The organism is Hydrogenophaga sp. (assembly GCF_965657535.1).
Taxonomy (GTDB): domain Bacteria; phylum Pseudomonadota; class Gammaproteobacteria; order Burkholderiales; family Burkholderiaceae_C; genus Hydrogenophaga.
The window spans coordinates 1-17746 of the sequence record NZ_CBFHOP010000009.1 but is presented as its reverse complement, the minus strand read 5'-3'; the positions used below and the strand labels follow the sequence as shown (position 1 = coordinate 17746).

Genomic DNA, 17746 nt, shown 5'->3' with positions numbered 1-17746 from the left:
TGGGGTGAAGGTATCGCGCTCGGCGCATTGAACATCTGATTGGAGACAGATATGGCATTGATAGAAGTACAAGTCCCTGACATCGGGGATTTTGATGAAGTGACCGTCATTGAGTTGATGGTCAAAGTGGGTGATACGGTGAAGGCTGAGCAGTCGCTGATCACGGTGGAGTCCGATAAAGCCTCGATGGAAATTCCCTGTTCGACGGCGGGCGTCGTCAAGGAACTGCGCGTGGCCATCGGTGACAAGGTCAAGCAAGGTTCGGTGGTGCTGGTGGTGGAGGCTGCGGGTGACGCGGCAGCCGCAGCCCCCGTGGCGGCAGTACCCGCTGCCGCCCCGGTGGCCGCTGCGGCGCCTGCGGCCTCAGCGGTGCCCGCCGCGGCGCCTGCGGCCTCAGCGGTGCCCGCCGCGTCGGGTCCTGTTCACGTCATGGTGCCCGACATTGGCGACTTCAAAGACGTCGCCGTCATTGAGGTGATGGTCAAGCCAGGCGACAGCATCAAGCTGGAGCAAAGCCTGATCACGGTCGAGTCGGACAAGGCTTCGATGGAGATTCCTTCGTCGCACGCTGGGGTTTTGAAGGAACTCAAGGTCAAGGTCGGCGATACCGTCAACATTGGCGACCTGCTGGCGATTTTGGAAGGCGCTGCTGGCGCCGTTGCGCCGGCACCCGTGGCCGCAGCGAACGTTGCGGCGCCCGCTACCGCAGCTGCCGTGGCCGCTCCAGCCGCTGCCACGGTATCGGCACCGGCCGCAGCACCCGCCCACAACCCCACCGCCTCCCCTGCGCTGGGCCTGCCGCATGCCTCGCCTTCGGTGCGCAAGTTCGCTCGCGAACTCGGCGTGCCGCTGGCCGAAGTGCAGGGCAAAGGCCCCAAGGGCCGCATCACGCTGGACGACGTGCAGGGCTTCACCAAGTCGGTCATGGCCGGCGCGGTACAAACCGCCGCCCAGAAGGCCAAGGCCCCAGCCGCTACTGGCGGTGGTGGTTCCGAGCTGGGCTTGATCCCCTGGCCCAAGGTGGACTTCGCCAAGTTCGGCCCCATCGAGCGCAAGGAGATGGGCCGCATCAAGAAGATCAGCGGCGCCAACCTGCTGCGCAACGCCATCATGATCCCGGCCGTCACCAACTTTGACGACGCCGACATCACCGACCTCGAAGCCTTCCGCGTGTCCACCAACAAGGAAAACGAGAAGAGCGGCGTGAAGGTCACCATGCTGGCCTTCCTGATCAAGGCCTGTGTCGCTGCGCTCAAGAAATTCCCCGAGTTCAACAGCTCGATCGATGGCGACTCGCTGGTCTACAAGCAGTACTGGCACATCGGCTTTGCCGCCGACACGCCCAACGGCCTGATGGTGCCGGTGATCAAGGACGCCGACAAGAAAGGCGTGCTTCAGATCAGCCAGGAAATGGGCGAACTGGCCAAGAAGGCGCGCGACGGCAAGCTGAGTCCGGCTGAAATGAGCGGTGCCACCTTCACCATCTCCAGCCTGGGTGGCATTGGTGGGCGTTACTTCACGCCCATCATCAACGCGCCCGAAGTCGCCATCCTGGGTGTCTGCAAGAGCAATATGGAGCCGGTGTGGGACGGCAAGGCCTTCCAGCCGCGCCTCATGCTGCCCCTGAGCCTGACCTGGGACCACCGCGTGATCGACGGCGCCGCTGCGGCCCGTTTCAACGCCTACCTCGGCCAGATCCTCGGCGACTTCCGCCGTGTGCTCCTCTAATGCCTTGCGGGTCAGACCACCGCACAGCGGTGCTCTGACCCCAACCGAATAAGGAAATTTATGGCACTGATTGATATTCAGGTTCCGGACATTGGCGACTTCGACGAAGTGGCCGTGATCGAGTTGCTGGTCAAACCCGGCGACACCATCAAGGCCGAACAAAGCCTGATTACTGTGGAGTCCGACAAGGCGTCGATGGAGATTCCTTCGTCGCACGCTGGTGTGGTGAAGGAGCTTAAGGTCCAGCTGGGCGACAAGGTCAAGCAAGGTTCGGTGGTGCTGGTGCTTGAAGGTGAGGGCGCTGCCAGTGCTCCTGCTGTGCCAGCGGCAGCGCCTGCTGCGGCGGCTTCGCCAGCACCCGCTCCGGCGGTTGCCGTGGTGGCACCTGCTCCAGCCAGTTTCGGCGGTAGCGCCGACATTGAGTGCGACCTGCTGGTGCTCGGCGCCGGCCCCGGCGGCTACTCGGCCGCTTTCCGGGCGGCCGACCTCGGCCTCAAGGTCGTGCTGGTCGAGCGGTATGCGCAGCTGGGCGGTGTGTGCCTGAACGTGGGCTGCATCCCTTCCAAAGCCCTGCTGCATGTGGCGGCGGTGATGGACGAGGTGAGCCACATGGCCGATCTGGGCGTGGACTTTGGCGCGCCGACGGTCAACATCGACAAGCTGCGTGGTCACAAAGAAAAGGTGATCACCAAGCTCACCGGCGGCCTGGCCGCCATGGCCAAGATGCGCAAGGTCTCAGTAGTGCGCGGCTACGGTGCGTTTGTGGGCGCCAACCACGTCGAAGTGGAAGAAACCACCGGCACCTCGCAAGAGAAAACCGGCAAGAAGCAGGTGATCGCGTTCAAGAAATGCATCATCGCGGCCGGCTCGCAAGCGGTGCGCCTGCCTTTCATGCCCAACGACCCGCGCGTGGTGGACAGCACCGGCGCACTGGCGCTGAAGGAAGTGCCCAAGCGCATGTTGATTTTGGGCGGCGGCATCATCGGCTTGGAAATGGGCACGGTCTACAGCACGCTGGGCGCCCGCCTGGACGTGGTGGAAATGATGGACGGTCTGATGCAGGGCGCTGACCGCGACCTGGTCAAGATCTGGCAGAAGATGAACGCCAAGCGCTTCGACAACATCATGCTCAAGACCAAGACGGTGGGCGCGCGCGCCTTGCCTGAAGGCATCGAGGTGACGTTTGAGAGCGCTGAGCCCGGTGGGACCGCGCCCGCGCCGCAGGTGTACGACCTGGTGCTGCAGGCGGTGGGCCGCACACCCAACGGCAAGAAGATCGCCGCCGACAAGGCCGGCGTGGCGGTGACCGACCGCGGCTTCATCAACGTCGACATCCAGATGCGCACCAACGTGCCGCACATCTTCGCCATTGGCGACATCGTGGGTCAGCCCATGCTGGCGCACAAGGCGGTGCACGAGGCGCACGTGGCGGCAGAAGTCATTGCCGGTGAACTGCAGGGCAACAAGGAACTGGCCGCGGCCGCCTTCAACGCCCGCGTGATCCCCAGCGTGGCCTACACCGACCCTGAAGTGGCCTGGGTGGGCCTGACCGAGGACCAGGCCAAGGCGCAGGGCATCAAGGTCAAGAAGGGCCTGTTCCCCTGGACAGCTTCCGGCCGAGCCATTGCCAATGGCCGCGACGAAGGCGTCACCAAGCTGCTGTTCGACGATTCACCCGAGGCCCATGGCCACGGCAAGATCCTGGGCGGCGGCATGGTCGGCACGCACGCGGGCGACATGATCGGCGAGATTGCGCTGGCTATCGAGATGGGCGCCGACGCCGTGGACATCGGCAAGACCATCCACCCCCACCCGACGCTGGGCGAGAGCATCGGCATGGCGGCGGAGGTGGCGCACGGGTCTTGTACCGACCTGCCGCCAGCCAAGAAGTAAGCGTCTCCAGCGCTGCCCAACCAAGGGGGGCCCGAGCCGGCGACGGTTCGGGCCCCCCTGGCTTCTTGTGTGCGCCACTGGCTTTACCGACGTCCTGGCATTTGGCGCCGCATGGACAATACTTTCTGGCGCTGTGCTGGCTCAGGTTGGTTCATCCCGTACCGGTCCATCCAGCTTGATTTTCCCCTCGTCCAAGTAGCGTTGGAGGTCGCCGACGGGCATGGCAGCGGCGCCATGCACGTCCTCCTCAATCCAGCTCGGCGTGGCATCGGTGACCGAGAGCGATACCTCCACCGGACCTTTGCGAATTTCGACCGTCGGACCATCGCCCCCACGGTATTCAACGGTGCCCACAATCTGTGCGGTTTGAGCCATCTGTTTCCCTTTTTGTGAAGCCTGATCGTGGCGCACCTGCGGGCCCTCGTCGCTTCGCCACCACACGGACGAACCTTGTCGGGATCGTCTTCGCTGCCCGCAGGTCGTTGTGGTGTGGCTTACCAGGCAGATGAGTGCAGATGCCATCGGAGGTAGATGCCCCTTTTTTTCAAGCCCTTCAACAGGCTGTAAGCAGGCCCTTGTCCTCATGCAAACGCTCAGCCTTGCTGTGTCAGGAAAAGAACAGCCTGCTAGGCGACTTCAATTTATTGATCCTGTCCTGCGAAGTTTGAATCCATCCCCTGTGTCGCAGATTGGGAGGTCGGTCGAAAAAGTAGTGACTTCACAGGGCCGGATCAATAGAGAAGCGTTTTGATGAAAGAGCTTCGCGAATTTGAACGGTAGATTCGGCCTGCTCTGATGAGCAGACGCTGCTCAGCGCAACGCAGTGGGTCTTGCCAGCGATGGACTTCAGCGGTGGCAGCTGGTGGATCAGGGCCGACACCGGCTTTCCCATGCGAGGGGTGCCCCGGTGGACGTGGCACTCGAGCACACGCCGGCGATCGCGCCGGCTCCCTGGCACTGCGTGTTGACCGATGCGGGCTGTGGGGACACGGCGCTGCGCGAAGGAATCCGCGTGTTGGGCTTGAACGACATGGGGGGCGTGTCAGGCCTGGTGGCGGTGTGGCCCGCGCGCAAACGCCAAACTTCTTTTATGGCGCAGCCACAAGAGGGTGTTCCCACTTAAGTGAATAAACGCATATTCGAGTTGTATCTTACAAACGGTTATCCAGAATTCCCCACAGCGCTGAAGGCCGGTAGTCGGCAAAGTCTTGCAGCCGCTCCTCTTTTTCCATCTGCACTCGGCGCGCTGCCGCGTGTTTCGGATGTTTCGCGCTTTTGTCCACCCACTTTTTCATGCCATCTTCTTTCCTGCCAGCCGACGAGCTGTCTCGGCTGCAGTCCTTGCGTTCCATCGCCCGGCTGGACGCAGCGTCCGAGCGAACCCTGAACGATCTGACCCTTGTGGTCGCCCATGCCTTCCAGTGCACCATGGCCGTGGTCAGTGTGGGTGACGATCAGCGGCAATGGGTTCTCACGGCCATGGGTTGTGAGCCGCCGTTGGCCTGTACCGACCTGTCTTTTTGTGCTCAGGTGCTCCAGAGCCACGGCGTGCTGGTGGTGTCTGACGCCACCCTGGACCCGCAATTGGCGCACAGCCCGCTGGTGGCGGCCGAACCGGGCGTTCGTTTCATGGCTGGCACGGCGCTGCGGGTCAACGGTCGCCGTGTGGGCACGCTGTGTGTGATGGGGCCGCAGGCCCGCACCCTGAGCGCCGACGAGCGCGCGCTGCTGGTGGACCTGGCGCACGCGGTGGAAAACGTATTGATGGGCCGGTATGAGCAAGACCTTGTGCGCGAAAGCGAGCAGGCTTTTCGCCAGTTGGCCGAGCAGTCGCCGGGCATTGTGTACCGCGCTGCGATGGACGGGACCAGCACCACTTTGTATGTGAGCCCTCGGGTGCAAGAGCTGGGGTTTACCCCCGACGAATGGCAAGCCCACCCGCAGGCCTGGTTGCAGGCATTGCACCCGGAAGACCGCGACCGCACGCTGGACGCGCTCGCCCGTGGGGTGGCCGCAGGGCGGCCGTTTGAGCTGACCTACCGCTTGCGCAACGCAGCCGGTGCCTGGCGGCACTTTCAAGATGCCATTTGCATCTTGCAACCCACGGACGGGGCGGCGCCGGTGGTGCAAGGGGTGATGCTGGACATCACCGACCGGCTTGAAGCCCAGGTCTATCGCGACTTGCTGTTCATGCAGCTGCCCGACGGTGTGCTGATGGTGGACGCCCAGCAGCGCGTGGTGGACGTGAATCCGGAAGCTGAAGGCCTGCTGGGTTTTGCCCGGGCTGCACTCATGTACCGCCCGCTGGCCGAGCTGCGCTGGGGGCGCAGCGACGGTACCCCGGCGTTGGCGATGTTGCAGGCGTCTGGCGCGGTGGAGTGGCCCTACCGCCACCCCGATGGGCACGTGTGTTTTTTTGAGGTGACTGCCCGCACGTTTGACGACGGACGGCAGATTTTGGTGTTGCGCGACGTGAGCCAGCGCAGGGCCGAGGGCAACATGCTGCGCAAGCTCTCACTGGCGGCCGAGCAGGCGTCAGAAGCCATCGTCATCACCGATCTGGACGCCAACATCGAATACGTGAACCGGGCCGCGATCGCGTCCTCGGGCTATGCCCGTGACGAACTGATGGGTCAAAATTCGCGCATCCTGCAGTCGGGGCTGACACCCAATTCGCGCTACCGCAAGCTATGGGGCGCACTCACCGCAGGCAAGGTGTGGCGCGGGTTTCTCAACAACCGGCGTAAAGACGGGTCGCTCTACATTGAGTTTGCGGTGATTTCGCCGGTGCGCTCGTCCGACGGCACCGTGACCCACTACCTGGCGGTGAAAGAGGACATCACCGAAAAGCGCCGCATGGGCGAAGACCTTGACCGCTACCGCACCCAGCTGGACGACCTGGTAGAGCAGCGTACACAAGAGCTGGACCGTGCCCGCCGATCGGCCGAAGCCGCCAGCGCCGCCAAGAGCGCTTTTCTGGCGGCCATGAGCCACGAGATACGCACGCCCATGAACGGCGTGATCGGGCTGGCTGAGGTACTGCTGCAGACCCGCTTGTCACCCCAGCAGCACGACATGGCTGAGACCATTCTGGAGTCGGGCCAGGCGCTGTTGAGGCTGATCGAAGACATCCTCGACTTTTCCAAAATCGAGGCAGGGCGCCTGACCCTGGAGGCATTGCCCATGGAGCCTTTGCAGGTGGTGGAAAAAGCCTGCGACATCCTTCAACCCATGGCCTCGGTGCGCCAGGTGCAACTGCGCGCTTTTGTCGACCCCCAGTTGCCGCCCCAGCTGCTGGGCGACAGCGTCCGGCTGCGCCAGATCATCATCAACCTGGTGGGCAACAGCATCAAGTTCTCGGCCGGGCTGGAACACGCCGGGCGGGTGTCGTTGCGGCTGACGCAAGCGGCGCCCGACACCCTGCGCCTGGTGGTGGCAGACAACGGCATCGGTATGTCACCCGAGGTGCAGCAGCGCGTCTTTCACGCTTTTGTGCAGGGCGATCTGGCCACCAACCGGCAATACGGTGGCACGGGGTTGGGGCTGGTGATCAGCCAGCGCCTGGTGCAGGCCATGAGGGGCACGATGGCGCTTCATAGCGAGGCGGACAGGGGCACCGTGTTCACGGTTGATCTGCCTTTGCAGCCGGTGCCCGGTGCGTACGCAGCGGTGCCCATGCCGGAATTGACTGGCGTGTGCGTCAACCTGCTGCTGGATGACGAGGACCTGGCCAGCGACTGGGCTTGCTACTTTCGGGCCGCCGGAGCCCATGTGGAGCTGTGCCGCACGCCGGCCGACTGGTTGCTCGCCCTTCGCCCTGCCGAGCAACACGTGGTGGTGGTGGCCGCCGAAGAGGCCATAGCCGGCGACGCCGGGCTGGCCCAGCAGCTGGCGCAGCACCCACTGGTGGTGGTGCAGCGCGGTGCGCCGCAGGCTGCACCAGGCCCTCTGGCCCACAAAATTCACCTGAACATGGACGGCCTGCATGTGCGCACGTTGCTCAACGCCGTGGCGCTGCTGGCGGCGCATGAACCGGGTGAGCCCACCCTGGCGGCGGACCTGTATGCCCCACCTGAACGACCCCCCGTGGACGCGGAGCTGGCCGCCATTCAGGGGCGCCTGGTGCTGGTGGCTGACGACAACGAGGTCAACCAGAAAGTGATCCAGCGGCAGCTGGACCTGCTGGGCTTTGCTTCGGAAGCGGTGGGCGATGGTCTGGCAGCGCTTCAGCGCTGGCGCGCCCGCCCGGACCGTTACGGCCTGTTGCTGACCGACTTGTTCATGCCCGGCATGGACGGCTATGCCTTGGCCAGTGCGCTGCGCCAGGAAGAGGTACCGCGGCCGTTGCCCAATCACCGCTTGCCCATCATTGCGCTCACGGCCAACGCCAGCCGCGGTGACTCTGAGCGCTGTCTGGCGGTGGGCATGGATGGTTACCTCAGCAAGCCGATGGCGCTGAACGACTTGCGAGCGCTGCTCGAACACTGGATGCCTGCCAGCAGCAGTCCACCCGCTGTAGGCCGAACCCCTGCGCCCGCGCCGCGCGACGGTGTCGACGGCGGCGCCCTGGCGCGCCTGGTGGGCGACGATGCCGAAACCATCAAGAGCTTGCAACTGCAGTTCATGGCCAACCTGGAAGCTGGCATTGCCGAGGTGGAGGCGGCCTTGTCGCAGCAGGACTGGCCGGCAGCGGGTCTGGTGGGGCACCGCCTGAAGTCGTCTTCGCGGGCGGTGGGTGCTGTGGCCTTGGGGGATGTGTTTGACCGTATGGAGCTGGCCTGGCGCTCCGGCCGACCCAAGGAACTCTTGGCGTTGGCGGGACAGCTGCGCCCGGGCATGGGCTTGCTGAAGCCCTACTTTGGCGATGGAACCGACACCGGCGCGGCCGGTGAGCCCCGTATTTTGTGTGTGGACGACGACAGCCAGCACCTCGTACAGCTTCAGGGCCTTTTGAAAGGGCTGGTCAGCGTGCCAGTGCAGACCTTTGCCAATGGCGCGGCCTTGTTGGAGCACCTAAGCGGCGCGAACACCCGTCTCCTGCTGCTGTTGATTGACTTGAACATGCCGCAAATGGACGGTGTTGAACTGGTGCAAGAGCTGGCACGCCGGCAATTTGAAGGTGCACTGGCCATGGTCAGCAGCACCGACCACCGGGTGCTGGAAATGGCCACGACGCTCGCCGAGGCCTACGGACTGCTGTCGGTGGGCGCGCTGAACCGACCCGTGCGCGCAGACGCCCTGAAGGCGCTGCTGGAGCGCTGGCAGCCGGCCTGCGTGGCATGAGCGGCTGAGCGCTTTTCCCGCCGATCCGCTCGAAACACGCACGGCGCTGGGGTGGCGCACCCGGCTGCTGCGTCAGCAGCCTTCACAGGCGGCCAGCGCGCGCAGCACCGAGCGCTGCGTTTGCACGCTCAGGTAGTCCAGAAAAACGCGGGTGCGTTGCGGCATGAACTTGCGGCTGGGAAGCGCCGCGTACAGCGTGAAGCGCCCCGCAATCCAGGGGCTGAGCACGCGCACCAAGGCGCCGCTGGCCAGGTGCGGCGCGGCCAGCTCTACTGGTATGGCCGAAATACCGGCACCGCCCAGCGTGGCGCCGAGCAGGGTGTCGGTGTGGTTGGCCCACAGCACCGGCTGCACTTCCAGTTCGGCCTTCTCTTCGGGGCGGTCCGAGCGAAACAGCGTCCACGGCCGCTTGCCCAGGCCTTCGGGCTTGATTCGTAGGCAGGCATGGTGCAGCAAGCCTTCTGGCACCTGCGGCGCTGGCCGGCCCGCCAAGTAGCTCGGCGCTGCCACCAGAATGGCTTCGGTCACGTTGATGCGCCGGGCGATCACGTTGGCGTCGAACGACGCGTCTGCGCCAATCAGCGTCAGGTCGAAGTCTTCAATAGGCGGCTCGCGGTAGGTTGCCACTTCAATGTCCAGCACGATTTTGGGGTAGGCCTGGCGAAAACCCGCCACCAGCGGAGCCAGCACATGGGTGGCCAGCACCGGCGGCGCCAGGATGCGCAGCACGCCCGCCAGTTCGGTGGTCTGTGAACTCACCAGGGCGTCGGCCTCGTCCACGTCTTGCAGAATCGGGCGCACCCGCTCCAGGTAGGCTGCCCCCGCCTCGGTGAGCGACAGGCGCCGCGTGGTGCGGTGCAGCAGGCGGGTGCCCAGGTGGTCTTCTAGGTCGGCCACCAGCCGGGTGACCACGGCCGGTGAAATGTCCAGGGCGCGTCCGGCAGCGGCAAAGCCGCCTTCATCGATCACCCGCTGAAAAACACGCATCGAACTCAGTCGGTCCATAGGTATGGGTTATCGGGTTTCAAGGGTTCAATTATTGCTGAAACAGCAATTCAACAATGGTTTTTGGCCTATTTTTCTTCTTTATTGGAAACTTTACAGTTCATCCATCGCAGCGAAAAACAACCGTTTAACGCTTCGATGCCAGACAGCAAGCGATGCGCAGACAGGTCCAGTGGCCTGTTTGAAATGCAGTGAAACACAGTGCAATGAAGCGAAACCGCACTGAAAAGACGCAAAGGCGCTGTCTAGGCACGATCCAGATGCACTTACTTTTTTCATTCAACCTCAAGGAAATCACCATGAACCGCTCTTATCTAACCGCTGTCACGCTGGCTGTCGCTGCTTTGTCCGCTGGCCAGGCCCTGGCTGCCGACACCGATGCTCCAAAAACCCGTGAACAGGTGCGCGCCGAACTGCGTGAAGCCCAGCGCACGGGCGACATCGTGGCGGACGGCGAAACCGGCCAGAAGCTCAACGAGCTGTACCCCAACCGCTTCCCCGCCACAGCCACGGCCCAAGGAACGACCCGTGAACAGGTGCGCGCCGAACTGCGTGAAGCCCAGCGCACGGGCGACATCGTGGCGGACGGCGAAACCGGCCAGAAGCTCAATGAGCTTTACCCCAACCGCTATCCCGCCACCGCCACGGCCCAGGGCAAGACCCGCGAGCAGGTGCGTGCCGAGTTGCGCGAAGCGCAGCGCACGGGTGACATCGTGGCCGGTGGCGAGTCGGGCCAAAAGCTCAACGAGCTGTTTCCCAAACGCTACCCCACCAATGCGTCCAACTGAACTTACCCCGCAAAGTCCACATCGCTGACGGTGTCGGCGCTGACAACGGCCGGTTGACCCCACAGTCAATCGGCCGTTTGCATGCGTGTGGCTGCTCAGGCGGGTTGCTGGTTGGCCTTCTGGTACAACCAGTCACCCCTTTCAGGAGCCCGCGATGAGTGTTTTCAACAAAGTGGTGCTGTACACCGACACCGATGGCCGCGCGAAGTTTCGCGATGAAACTGTGGCGCTGAGCGAAGGCACGCCCGCTGCCCAGCTGTCGCCGCTGATGTCTTCTGGCGGCTACCAGCTGCGGCAAAGCCCGGTGGGTTTTCGCAGCGCTTTTCATTGCACCGGTGCACCGCAATGGTTGTTTGTGTTGCAGGGCCAAATGGAAATTGGTCTTCAAGACGGCAGTTCGCGCGTGTTCGGTCCCGGCGAGCATTTTTATTCGGCCGACACGTTGCCAGCCGGTGCCGTGTTTGACCCAACCCGGCACGGCCACTGGAGCCAGCAGGTGGGCGACGAGCCGCTGGTGACGCTGTTTGTGCGTGGCTGATCAGCCGACGGCCGGCTCGGGCAAGCGCACGCGCAGCAGCGCGCGCACGAAACCGTGGTCGCTGCGGCTGCGGTCGCGGCCTTCAAACAGGTGGTCGTTGAACACCTCCACCCGACGCACGTCGCCCAGGCTGGCCCGGCTGGTGGCCACAAACTCTTCGCTCACCAGCACCTGGTCCAGCACTTCCGGGTAGCCCTGGTGAATGTGGGAATACGCCACGTCGCGACGCAGCGCGGCCTCGCCCTGCACGTCCCAGGCGCTGTAGAGCGCGTGGTCGCGTGCACCTTTGTCGAAGGCCGTTTGCGAGGTGGCTGCAATCAGCTGGGTGGTGACGCTGTGCGGGCTGTCGTTCAGGTCGCCCATGAGTACCAGTGGCAGGCGGGTGCGGTGCAGCAACTCGACCACCTTCAAGCGCAGCGCCAGCGCTTCGCTGGCCCGCATGATGAGCGAACGCAGTGAGGCAACCGCCTGCACCGCCGGGTCGGCGGGGTCTTCCAGGGGTTGGCCGTTGGCGTCCTGCAGAAATTTGGGTCGTTTGGACTTGAGATGCGCGGTGATGAAGGCGACGGGTTGGCCGTGTTTCATGCGCAGCGTGGCCAGCAGGGGCGGGCGCTCGAACTTGGTTTGCGAACCAATGCCTGGCACATCCACCACCGCAGCGTCGGGAAAGTCGGCCAGAGACTCAATCGACTCCACTTTCAGCCGCGTCACGATGCCAACCTGGGGTGTGCCTTGTGCGCCATGTTGGCCAGGGCCGTTCTCGGTGCCGGGCACGCTCACGGCGCTGTATTGCAGCCCGCTGCGCGCAATGGCGGCGCGAAGGGCCACCTCGTCCCAGACCTCTTGCACCGCCAGCACATCGGCGTTGAGCACCTTGATGCGCTCGCCCAGCCAGTTGACTTTGCGCTCGAACTCGGCCTGGCTGTAGGGGTCTTGCCCATCGTAGAAATGCCGTCCTGGTTGCGCCAGATTCAGCACATTCGCCGTGGCGACCATGAGGGTGGCAAAGCGCGGCGGCAGATGCGACAACGCCCCGGTGCCAGCAAGGGCAGACGGGGCGTTGGCGGGAAGGGCGGGCAGCAGTGAGGGATCGGTTTCCATGGGTCCACTTTAGCCCAGGGGCAGCCTGCGAGACAAAGGGAAGTCGCAAACGAGATCAGACTCAAATCCCGGAGCGCAGTGCCCCACCCAGAACACCGCGGAACGGGCTCTGCCCGGCCGCAGGTGTTGCCCCCTCGGGGGGTGACGCCGCAGGCGGCGCGGGGGGAACCGATTACCGAATGCGGCCGTAGTTGGTGCGCAGTGGATCGGCAGGGCCTGTGCGTGGCGTATCGCTGTTGCGGCCGGGGCCGCCACGGCCCTGGCTTTGGCCCGAGCGGTTGTTGCGCGCGCCACGGCTGCCCAATGAGTCGATGCTGGTGCGCAACGGATCGGGCTGGCCGCCAGGCGCTGCTGCGCGTGGGCGCGGCTCGCGAATGCGCAGGCTGCCCAGGTGGGCATTCGGGCCGGGCTGGCGCTCGGCGCCGCCTTCACCGCGGGCTGGGCCGCGGTCGCCACGGTCGGGGCGGTCACCCCGGTCCATGCGGTCGCCCTGGGCCTGGCGCGGTGGGCGCTGACCTTGTGCGCCGCCGCGGCCACCGGCGTTGCGCGGTTGACCATTGCCACCGCCGCCATTGCCTTGCGGACGCTGACCACCACCCTGTGGGCGGCGGGCTTCGCTGCGTTGGCCTTCGGGCTGTCCACCGTCACCGGCAGGGCGCTGGCGCTGGCCACCACCGTTGCCGTTGCCTCGGCCTTGCGGTGCGTCTGCTTTTTTCTCACGCACGCGCTGCATCATTTCTGTGCGAGCAGCCTTGGCCGCTGCTGCCATCACGTCGCGGCTCGGCGGCTTGCCGGCGCCACCCCAGATGGTCTGGCGACCCATCGCGATGGGCTCGGCCTTCTCACCCGGCTCGGGCATGAATTCGGGGAACATCTGCACCGGAATCTGTTGCTTGGTGAAGCGCTCAATGTCCATCATGAAGCCTTCTTCGTCAAGGCTCACGAGGTTCACGGCTTCACCGCTCTTGCCGGCGCGACCGGTGCGGCCAATGCGGTGCACATAGTCTTCGCTGACGTTCGGAATCTCGTAGTTCACGACGTGTGGCAGCTCGTCGATGTCGATGCCGCGGGCCGCGATGTCGGTGGCCACCAGTGCGCGGATTTCACCGCTCTTGAACCCGGCCAGCGCCTGGGTGCGGGCACCCTGGCTCTTGTTGCCGTGCAGCGCCATGGCCTGGATGCCGTTTTTGGTCAGGAACTCGGCCACGTTGTTGGCGCCGAATTTGGTGCGCGTGAACACCAGCACCTGGCTCCAATTGTGCTGCTGGATGATGTGGACCAAGAGGGCTTTTTTCTTGCCACGGCCTACCGGGTGGATCACCTGGGTGATGCGCTGCACCGTGGTGTTGCGCGGGGTCACCTGGATGCTCAGCGGGTCTTTGAGCAGGTTGTTGGCCAGGTCGCGAATCTCGTCGCTGAAGGTGGCCGAGAACAGCAGGCTCTGCTTTTCCTTGGGCACCAGGGCCAGGATCTTCTTTACGTCGTGGATGAAGCCCATGTCAAGCATGCGGTCCGCTTCGTCCAATACCAGCATTTGCACGCCGGAGAGGTCCAGGAAGCCCTGCTGCTGCAGGTCCAGCAGGCGGCCTGGGGTGGCGACCAGAATGTCCACGCCGCGTTTCATGGCGTTGATTTGCGGGTTCATGCCCACGCCACCAAAAATGACGGTGGAGGTCAACGACAGGTGCTTGCCGTAAACGCGCGCCGACTCTTCCACCTGAGCGGCGAGTTCGCGTGTGGGCGTGAGCACCAGCGCGCGGATGGCCACGCCGCCGAAGCGGTTCTTGGCACGTTCGCCAGCCTGCAGGCGGTGCAACATGGGCAAGGTGAACGCGGCGGTTTTGCCGGTGCCCGTCTGGGCGCCACCGAGCAGGTCGCGTCCGGCCAGCACGGCGGGAATCGCCTCGGCCTGGATGGGGGTGGGAGTTTCGTAGCCATGCTCGCGCACAGCTTGCACAATGGCCGGAGCCAGATTCAGATCGTCGAAGTTCATTGCTTGATGAGGCGCCCGTCCAGGGCGCTGGGGGCATCGGCCACTCCAGTTGCCGGTTCCGTGTGAGGAGCAGCGCCTGGCCAGTCTGGGGCAGATGGATTCAAGAGTTTGGTGGCAACAAGTGGTTTTTGCACACCCCAGCAAAGGGCTGGTGTTGAGCCAACTGAAGTGCTCAACAACGCATATTGTCGCATGCTGGGATAATCTTGGGTTCAGCGCCCATCCGGGCTGCATATTTCTCAGGCAAACACAGCAATGGCTCAATACGTTTTTTCCATGAACAAGGTCGGCAAAATCGTGCCGCCCAAACGCCAGATTCTCAAAGACATCTCGCTCTCTTTTTTCCCCGGCGCCAAGATCGGCGTTCTCGGCACCAACGGCTCGGGCAAGTCCACGCTGCTGAAAATCATGGCCGGCATCGACAAGGAAATCGAGGGCGAAGCGATCCCGATGCCGGGCATCCGCATTGGCTACCTGCCGCAAGAGCCACAGCTCGACCCTGAGCAAAACGTGCGCGAAGCGGTGGAAGCCAGCATGAGCGGCGTGCGCGCTGCGCAAAAGCGCCTGGACGAGGTGTACGCCGCCTACGCCGAAGAAGACGCCGACTTCGATGCCCTGGCAGCCGAACAGGCCCAGCTTGAAGCCATCATTTCCACCGCCGGCACCGACAGTGAGCACCAGCTGGAAATTGCCGCCGACGCGTTGCGCCTGCCGCCCTGGGAAGCCAAAGTCGGCCTGCTTTCTGGCGGTGAAAAACGCCGTGTGGCGCTGTGCTGCATGCTGCTGTCCAAACCCGACATGCTGCTGCTCGACGAACCCACCAACCACCTGGACGCCGAGTCGGTGGAATGGCTGGAGCAATTCCTGAAGCGCTTCCCGGGCACCGTGGTGGCCATCACCCACGACCGCTATTTCCTGGACAACGCGGCTGAGTGGATTTTGGAACTCGACCGCGGCCACGGCATTCCCTACAAAGGCAACTACTCGACCTGGCTGGAGCAGAAAGAAGCCCGCCTGGAGCAAGAACAGCGCACCGAAGACGCCCGCACCAAGGCCATGAAGAAGGAACTGGAGTGGGTGCGCCAGAACCCCAAGGGCCGCCAGGCCAAGAGCAAAGCCCGCCTGGCCCGCTTCGAGGAACTGAGCGATGTGGACTACCAGAAGCGCAACGAAACCAACGAGATCTTCATTCCCGTGGCCGAGCGCCTGGGCAACGAGGTGTTTGAGTTCAAGAACGTCAGCAAATCCTTCGGCGACCGCCTGCTGATCGACAACCTGAGTTTCCAGATCCCGGCGGGTGCCATCGTCGGCATCATCGGCCCCAACGGTGCCGGCAAGTCCACACTGTTCAAGTTGATCAGCGGCAAAGAGCAGCCCGATAGCGGCGAAGTGAAGATCGGTCAGACCGTGAAAATGGCCGTGGTGGACCAGAGTCGCGACGATCTGGCGAACGAAAAAACCGTTTGGGAAGACATCTCGGGCGGTTTGGACATGATCACTGTGGGCAAGTTCCAGATGCCGAGCCGTGCCTACTGTGGCCGCTTCAACTTCTCTGGCGGCGACCAGCAAAAGCGCGTGGGCAGCCTCTCCGGTGGTGAGCGCGGCCGCCTGCACCTGGCCAAGACGCTGGCAGAAGGCGGCAACGTGTTGCTGCTGGACGAACCCTCAAACGACCTGGATGTGGAAACCCTGCGCGCGCTGGAAGACGCGCTGCTCGAATTCGCCGGTTGCGCCCTGGTTATCAGCCACGACCGCTGGTTCCTGGACCGCATTGCCACGCACATCCTGGCCGCCGAAGGCGACAGCCAGTGGGTGTTCTTCAACGGCAACTACCAAGAGTACGAAGCCGACAAGAAGAAGCGCCTGGGCGAAGAGGGTGCCAAGCCCAAGCGCTTCCGCTACAAAGCTTTGGGGTGAACACGATGCCCCCCGCGCCGCGCCTGCGGCGCGTCACCCCCCACTGGGGGCAATGCCTGCGGCACCGCAAAGCCGGTTCCGCGGCATTCTGGTTTGAATTTCCCCTCTCTCGAATTGCGCTTTCTCTCATGACTGACGAACAAGTTCTGGCCGACACCCGCCACTGGATTGAAAAGGCCGTGATCGGGCTGAACCTGTGTCCTTTTGCGCGTGCGGTGTACGTGAAGAACCAGGTGCGCATCGTGGTGAGTTCGGCGCGGCATCTGGATGCTTTTTTGGATGAGCTGGACCGAGAGCTGGACTTGTTGCAGGCCACCCCCGCTGAAGAGATCGACACCACGCTGCTGGTGCACCCTACGCTGTTCCCCGATTTCGAGGTGTTCAACGATTTCCAGAACGTGGTGGACGACGTGGTGGCCGAGCACGAGCTGGAAGGCCTCATCCAGGTCGCCAGTTTCCACCCGCAGTTTCAGTTTGAAGGCACCACGCCGGACGACGTGACCAACTGCACCAACCGCGCGCCTTACCCCACGCTGCATCTGCTGCGCGAAGACAGCGTGGAGCGGGCGGTGGCCTCGGACGCGGGCGATGCAGAGCAGATCGTGGCGCGCAACCTGCAGACCTTGCGCGGCTTAGGTGCTGCGGGCTGGCAGGCCTTGCTCGAAAAGCCCTGAAATAGCGGGCATTTCCATGCCCACTCCCTGTTTTTGGGGAAACCCATGCTGGCCATAATGGCCGGCATAGGCCCCCTATGCCCCACGGGGCAGAAAGGGCACAGGCCCGCATGGACGCTGCGGCCTCTGCGGACCCGGCGAGCGCGCTGTCGCCCACGGAATCGCCCGCCCCGCGCTACACCGACATCCTGTCCGACCTGTTGTGGTCGAGTCAGCTGGTATTGGCCAGCCGCAACCGGCCGCGGCTGATGGAGGTCATTCCGGGCGTGCTGCGCACCTTGCGCGAAGGACGGGACGCCATCGACTACCCGCGCGAGCAAACCGAGGCCTTCTTTCAGGCGCTGAGGGGCTTGCAAGAGGCGGCCTACAAAACCCAGTGCAGTGAAGCTGCATCCGACAACCCGCCCGGCCGCCAGTTTGACGTGGAGCAGGAACCCGAATACAAGCTGCAGAGGCACGCGACACGGGCTTCCTTGACGACATGGCCATGGACACCCAGCCGGCTTTCGTCGACACGCAGCCCATGCAGCTCGACTGGGCCGACATCAACGACATGGCGCACCCGCACCTTCTAAGGCAGTAGCCCCCACGCTCCGCCGCTGCGCGGGTCGCTGCCCCCCGAGGGGGCTGGCCTTGCTTGGGGCGGCCCTGCGCTGCGGCCGCGCAGCCCCCACGCTCCGCCGCTGCGCGGGTCGCTGCCCCCCGAGGGGGCTGGCCTTGCTTGGGGCGGCCCTGCGCTGCGGCCGCGCAGCCCCCACGCTCCGCCGCTGCGCGGGTCGCTGCCCCCCGAGGGGGCTGGCCTTGCTTGGGGCGGCCCTGCGCTGCG

At 64.2% G+C, this 17746-nt stretch carries 14 protein-coding genes; 8 read left to right on the top strand and 6 right to left on the bottom strand.

The genetic code is table 11. The features are described from left to right. Window positions 1-51 precede the first annotated feature (51 nt). Both aceF and lpdA read left to right on the top strand, forming a co-directional pair. Window positions 52-1728 (top strand): dihydrolipoyllysine-residue acetyltransferase, encoded by a 1677-nt coding sequence (gene aceF, locus ACTG4K_RS15565; RefSeq protein ID WP_439115133.1) that lies wholly within the window; start codon window positions 52-54, stop codon window positions 1726-1728. Window positions 1729-1788: 60 nt separating this feature from the next. Further along, on the top strand, window positions 1789-3621 hold the full coding sequence (lpdA, locus tag ACTG4K_RS15560) for a dihydrolipoyl dehydrogenase (RefSeq protein WP_439115132.1): 1833 nt from the start codon (window positions 1789-1791) through the stop codon (window positions 3619-3621). 141 nt (window positions 3622-3762) lie between these two features. Here the strand turns inward: lpdA and ACTG4K_RS15555 are convergent, their stop codons facing one another. From ACTG4K_RS15555 to ACTG4K_RS15545, 3 genes are all read right to left on the bottom strand, one after another. Beyond that, window positions 3763-4143 (bottom strand): hypothetical protein, encoded by a 381-nt coding sequence (locus ACTG4K_RS15555; RefSeq protein ID WP_439115131.1) that lies wholly within the window; start codon window positions 4141-4143, stop codon window positions 3763-3765. 196 nt (window positions 4144-4339) lie between these two features. Next, the gene (locus tag ACTG4K_RS15550; RefSeq protein WP_439115130.1) at window positions 4340-4513 is read right to left on the bottom strand and encodes a hypothetical protein; all 174 of its coding nucleotides are present in this window, start codon (window positions 4511-4513) and stop codon (window positions 4340-4342) included. Between the two features lie 259 nt (window positions 4514-4772). Further along, a complete protein-coding gene (locus tag ACTG4K_RS15545) occupies window positions 4773-4916 on the bottom strand; it encodes a hypothetical protein (RefSeq protein WP_439115129.1) in 144 nt (47 codons plus the stop codon). Here ACTG4K_RS15545 and ACTG4K_RS15540 point away from each other — a divergent pair. Then, window positions 4915-8904, top strand: a complete 3990-nt coding sequence (locus ACTG4K_RS15540; protein ID WP_439115128.1) for a PAS domain S-box protein — start codon at window positions 4915-4917, stop codon at window positions 8902-8904. The genes ACTG4K_RS15545 and ACTG4K_RS15540 overlap by 2 nt on opposite strands. Window positions 8905-8976: 72 nt before the next feature. Here the strand turns inward: ACTG4K_RS15540 and ACTG4K_RS15535 are convergent, their stop codons facing one another. Next, window positions 8977-9909 (bottom strand): LysR family transcriptional regulator, encoded by a 933-nt coding sequence (locus ACTG4K_RS15535; protein WP_439115127.1) that lies wholly within the window; start codon window positions 9907-9909, stop codon window positions 8977-8979. A gap of 299 nt (window positions 9910-10208) precedes the next feature. Here ACTG4K_RS15535 and ACTG4K_RS15530 point away from each other — a divergent pair, with 299 nt between their 5' ends. Then, complete coding sequence (locus ACTG4K_RS15530) at window positions 10209-10697, top strand: DUF4148 domain-containing protein (protein WP_439115126.1); 489 nt, start codon at window positions 10209-10211, stop codon at window positions 10695-10697. A 154-nt stretch (window positions 10698-10851) separates the two neighbouring features. After that, the gene (locus ACTG4K_RS15525) at window positions 10852-11235 is read left to right on the top strand and encodes a hypothetical protein (RefSeq protein ID WP_439115125.1); all 384 of its coding nucleotides are present in this window, start codon (window positions 10852-10854) and stop codon (window positions 11233-11235) included. On the opposite strand, the gene ACTG4K_RS15520 is transcribed toward ACTG4K_RS15525, so the two are convergent. Next, entirely contained in the window at window positions 11236-12264 is a 1029-nt protein-coding gene (locus ACTG4K_RS15520) for an endonuclease/exonuclease/phosphatase family protein (protein WP_439115252.1), read from the bottom strand. 244 nt (window positions 12265-12508) lie between these two features. Continuing rightward, entirely contained in the window at window positions 12509-14329 is a 1821-nt protein-coding gene (locus ACTG4K_RS15515) for a DEAD/DEAH box helicase (protein WP_439115124.1), read from the bottom strand. Window positions 14330-14584: 255 nt separating this feature from the next. On the opposite strand from ACTG4K_RS15515, the gene ettA reads away from it, so the two are divergent. From ettA to ACTG4K_RS15500, 3 genes are all read left to right on the top strand, one after another. Beyond that, window positions 14585-16246 carry an energy-dependent translational throttle protein EttA gene (gene ettA / locus ACTG4K_RS15510; RefSeq protein WP_439115123.1) on the top strand — a complete coding sequence of 554 codons (1662 nt, stop codon included), beginning with the start codon at window positions 14585-14587 and terminating at the stop codon, window positions 16244-16246. A gap of 128 nt (window positions 16247-16374) precedes the next feature. Continuing rightward, window positions 16375-16920: a DUF1415 domain-containing protein gene (locus ACTG4K_RS15505; RefSeq protein ID WP_439115122.1), complete on the top strand. Its 546-nt coding sequence runs from the start codon at window positions 16375-16377 to the stop codon at window positions 16918-16920. Between the two features lie 77 nt (window positions 16921-16997). Next, entirely contained in the window at window positions 16998-17495 is a 498-nt protein-coding gene (locus tag ACTG4K_RS15500; protein ID WP_439115121.1) for a DUF1631 family protein, read from the top strand. Window positions 17496-17746: the final 251 nt, after the last annotated feature.